The organism is Streptomyces sp. NPDC004667 (genome assembly GCF_040609475.1).
Taxonomy (GTDB): domain Bacteria; phylum Actinomycetota; class Actinomycetes; order Streptomycetales; family Streptomycetaceae; genus Streptomyces.
The window spans coordinates 1-2,271 of the sequence record NZ_JBEXKC010000238.1 but is presented as its reverse complement, the minus strand read 5'-3'; the positions used below and the strand labels follow the sequence as shown (position 1 = coordinate 2,271).

Sequence of the window (2,271 nt, the reverse complement as noted above, 5' to 3'; positions counted from 1 at the left end):
GGACGAACTCCAGGCCGCCGGCCTTGTTGGCGGCCTTCTCCGGAACGATGAAGGGCTCGCCCGCACCCGCCCGGAGCCCTCGTGCGGCAGACCCCGCTCGCGGGCGGGCGCGTACGCGGGGACGAGGTATCCGGCGATCCGGACGGCGTTCACCGGGCGCTCACCGCCGGGCCCCGGCGAACTCGGGCAGGGGGTCGCCGTAGGACCACACGACGTGGAAGGCGACCTCGCTCAGCCGCCAGCCGTCCGCCGTGCGTACGGCCCGGGCGTCGTAGTAGCCGCCCACTTCGAAGGGCCGGGAGGACTCCGGGTCCGCGTGGTGGACGTGGGTGGCGATCAGGTGGACGCGCAGCGCGGCCCCGTCTCCGTCCCCGTCGAGGGTGACGGAGTGGTTGGTGCTGAGGTGGTGGGTCCGGGCCCAGCGCTCCCTGGCCTCCCGTTGGAAGGCGGTGAAGCCCTCGACGCCCCGGCAGCCGCCGATGGGGAAGAGGAAGGTGGCGTCCTCGGTGCAGAGTTCGGCGAAGGCGGCCTCGTCGTGGCCGGCTCCGCCGAGCGCGTCGAGGGCGAGGACGTAGCGGTCGAAGAGTTCCCGGAGCTCGATGCGGTCGCGCATGAGCCCCACCTGGGCGCGCAGGTCCGCGATGTCGTCGGGTTGCGTGGGCAAGGTCCGCTCCTGGTGAAGGACGTCTCGGGCGGGATGCGGGCGGATCGGCGCGGGACCACGGCCGCGTCGGCGGTCAGGACCGGCCGCCGACGAACTCCTTGACGGAGGCGATGACGTAGTCGAGCATCTCGTCGGTCAGAGCCGGGTACACGCCGATCCAGAAGGTCTGGTCGGTGATGATGTCGCTGTTGGTGAGGTCGCCGACGATGCGGTGGGGCTCACCGATGTAGGCGGGGTGGCGGGTGAGGTTGCCCGCGAACAGCCGCCGGGTGCCGATCTTCCGCCCCTCCAGGAAGTCCACGAGGGCGGCCCGGGTGTAGGGCGCCTGCGGGTCCACGGTGAGAGCGAACCCGAACCAGCTCGGGTCGCTGCGCGGGGTGGCCTCGGGCAGGATCAGGTACGGCAGGCCGTCGAGGCCGTCGCGCAGCCGTCGCCAGTTGCGGCGCCGGGCGTCGCAGAAGTCGTCCAGCTTGTCGAGCTGGGTCAGGCCGAGGGCCGCCTGGATGTCGGTGGCCTTCAGGTTGTACCCCACGTGGGAGAAGATGTACTTGTGGTCGTACCCCTCCGGGAGGGTCCCCATCTGGTAGTCGAAGCGCTTGAGGCACTTGTTGGTCTCGCCCGGCTCGCACCAGCAGTCCCGGCCCCAGTCGCGCAGGGACTCCACGATCCGCGCGAGGGCCAGGTTCGAGGTCAGCACGCAGCCTCCCTCGCCCATCGTGAGGTGGTGCGCCGGGTAGAAGCTCACGGTGGTGATGTCACCGAAGGTGCCCGTCAGCTGTCCGTCGTAGGTGGAGCCGACGGCGTCGCAGTTGTCCTCGATGAGGAACAGGTCGTGTTCCTGGGCGAGTTGTGCGATCTCCGCGACCTCGAAGGGGTTGCCGAGGGCGTGGGCGATCATGATGGCGCGGGTCTTGGGTCCGATGGCCCGGGCCACCCGCTCGGCGGTGGTGTTGTACGTGCCGAGCTCGACGTCGACGAAGACCGGGACGAGCCCGTTCTGGATGATCGGGTTGACGGTCGTCGGGAACCCGGCGGCCACCGTGATCACCTCGTCGCCGCGCCGCAGCCGCCGGTCCTCCAGCAGGTGCGAGGTGAAGGCGGTCATGGCCAGCAGGTTCGCCGAGGAACCCGAGTTGGTCAGGTGCGCCTTGCGCCGCCCCAGCTTGCGGGCGAAGCGCGACTCGAACCGCCGCGAACTGGGTCCGGCGGCGATCCGCATCTCCAGCGCCGCCTCGACCAGCGCCGTACGGTCCCGCTCGTCCAGCACGGCCCCGGCCGGCCAGATCTCGGTGGTGCCCGGGACGAAGGGCCGCTCGTCCTGCGCGTCCAGGTGGAACTTGGCGGTCTCGTCGAGGATCAGTCCCTTGTGGACGTTCATGGTGTATCCCTTTCCCGGCCCTCTCGGCCGGATGGTGGTCACGACGGTGCCCCGCCCCCGTACCACCCCGGCGGGAGGCCGGGGCGGTACGGGGACGGGGCAGGGGCGCCGTGGTCGGGTACGGCGGGGAAGCCGCGGGCGGTACGGGGCCGGGCGGTTACGGGGCCGGGCTGGGCGGGGCCCGGCCGTGCGGTACCGGGCCTGGCTACGGGGCCCGGCCGGGCGGGGC

The 2,271-nt window shown here is 71.9% G+C and carries 2 protein-coding genes; both read right to left on the bottom strand.

Annotated elements, in window-relative coordinates; genetic code table 11:
- Positions 1-160: 160 nt before the first annotated feature.
- Positions 161-664 (bottom strand): nuclear transport factor 2 family protein, encoded by a 504-nt coding sequence (locus ABZW32_RS39665; RefSeq protein ID WP_356225760.1) that lies wholly within the window; start codon positions 662-664, stop codon positions 161-163.
- 73 nt (positions 665-737) lie between these two features.
- Positions 738-2,042: a lipopolysaccharide biosynthesis protein RfbH gene (rfbH, locus tag ABZW32_RS39660; protein WP_356225758.1), complete on the bottom strand. Its 1,305-nt coding sequence runs from the start codon at positions 2,040-2,042 to the stop codon at positions 738-740.
- Positions 2,043-2,271 lie beyond the last annotated feature (229 nt).